Raw genomic sequence first — 1,525 nt, 5'->3', positions numbered from 1 at the left:
CGCCGTCCTGTTCACCGAACAGAACATACAGAACATATAGATAGCCGGGACGGACGTGGGAAGGGCCCCGGTGCTCGCCGGGGCCCTTCTTCTCGTCCTCGCCTCGGCGAGGACGTCTCCCCGCATGCGCGGGAGCGCCCTCTCGGGCGCGGTGTTCTTCTCATCCTCGTCTCGGGATGACTCCCGCGTGCGCGGGTCTGCCCGTATGTTCGGGGTCGGGCGATGCCGGCAATCCGCCCCATCGCCGGCGCATCGATGATGCCGTGCCCGACGCGAGCGGATTCGGCGCGCCGGGCACGGGTGACGCCACCGGCGTTCCGGTGGCCATGGTCGCGACGATCCCCAAAGGTCACAGCCTCGGCGGGAAAAGGATCAGGGGGCGAGCTCGCTACGTACGCGATAAGATACGCGAAAATGTACCTAAAAAAGTACCTTTTTGATAAGGTTGAGGTATGACGTTTCTGAAGGTGTTGAGCGTGACCGAGCTGCGCGAGAGGCTGCCGCAGGCCATCAAAGAAGTATCTGAGCCAGGGAGGCGGCGGGTGTATGTGGGGCCGCACCGGCGTCCGGAGGCGGTGTTGATGGGCTTGGCCGCTGATATGCCCGACGACATCCGCGAGATGGTGCTGGCCGGATTCTTCGCCCGGCAGGCCGATACGGCCATCCGCGCCGGTGCCCGGCGGGGCGAGTTCTCCCACGTGGGAGATGAATTCGGCAAGGTGTTCGCCTGGCTGTGGCGAGTCGACCGCCACGAGGCCCTCGACCACCTCGCCGGATATCTGGTCGCGCTACGCCGCCACCCCGACTCCCCGACGCCGCCGGTGCGCCTGGACGACGTGCTGGGCGCGCTGGGCCTGGCCGCCGACATCACCGACGACGAATACGCCGCCATCTGCGACCGCGCTCGCCGTGCCGGTATCGACCCGACCGAGTGAATCGAACAAGAAAAGAGAAGGAAAGGATGAGAGAACAGATAGACATGGACAGGGCGGGTAAGGACACCGCCCCGGCGAACGGCGCCCCGTCGCGCCGCTTCGTCGGCCGCACCGTTCCCAAGCTGGCGGTGAAGTCCAAGCGTCTTGGAGCGATACTCCACCCCCACCTACCGGTGCAGGTGGGACGCTGGGTGAGGCCGGATCGGTCGGGCCGGGATGTGATCCTGCTCGAGGTCACCGCGGCGCCGTGCCCGCGCTGCCCGGACTGTGCCGGGACCGGCGGCGGGGTGAGCGCCGGTGCCGATCCCCTTGCCGACCCGGACCCCTGGCTCTGTGACCGCTGCGCCCGCCCCCTGCTCACACTGCACTATCCGGCCTGGCTGGATCGGCGGCTCCCCGGCTCCCTGTCCCTGCTGCGCCGCAGCGCCCGCAGCGCCCGCGACACCTTCCCGCCGTTCTGACCCCTCGAAAGGTGGGCGACTCAGGCCCACATCGAAGAGCTGCCCGATAAATCGGCCATCGCGTACATACCCGACCCGAAAGGAGACCGCCCCGCCGAACAAGCGAAAGCATGTGCTCGCCCCGGGGGC

The 1,525-nt window shown here is 67.8% G+C and carries 2 protein-coding genes; both read left to right on the top strand.

Annotation, left to right across the window (positions count from 1 at the left end; all coding sequences use genetic code 11):
• The first annotated feature begins 452 nt into the window (after positions 1-452).
• Positions 453-935, top strand: a complete 483-nt coding sequence (locus tag ON32_RS23500; protein WP_040793199.1) for a hypothetical protein — start codon at positions 453-455, stop codon at positions 933-935.
• A gap of 26 nt (positions 936-961) precedes the next feature.
• Positions 962-1,396 carry a hypothetical protein gene (locus ON32_RS23495; protein WP_040793198.1) on the top strand — a complete coding sequence of 145 codons (435 nt, stop codon included), beginning with the start codon at positions 962-964 and terminating at the stop codon, positions 1,394-1,396.
• Positions 1,397-1,525: the final 129 nt, after the last annotated feature.

This window comes from Nocardia paucivorans NBRC 100373 (genome assembly GCF_000308675.1).
GTDB lineage: Bacteria > Actinomycetota > Actinomycetes > Mycobacteriales > Mycobacteriaceae > Nocardia > Nocardia paucivorans.
Note: the sequence above shows the minus strand (reverse complement) of the source record. Positions and strands in the feature narration are given on the sequence as shown.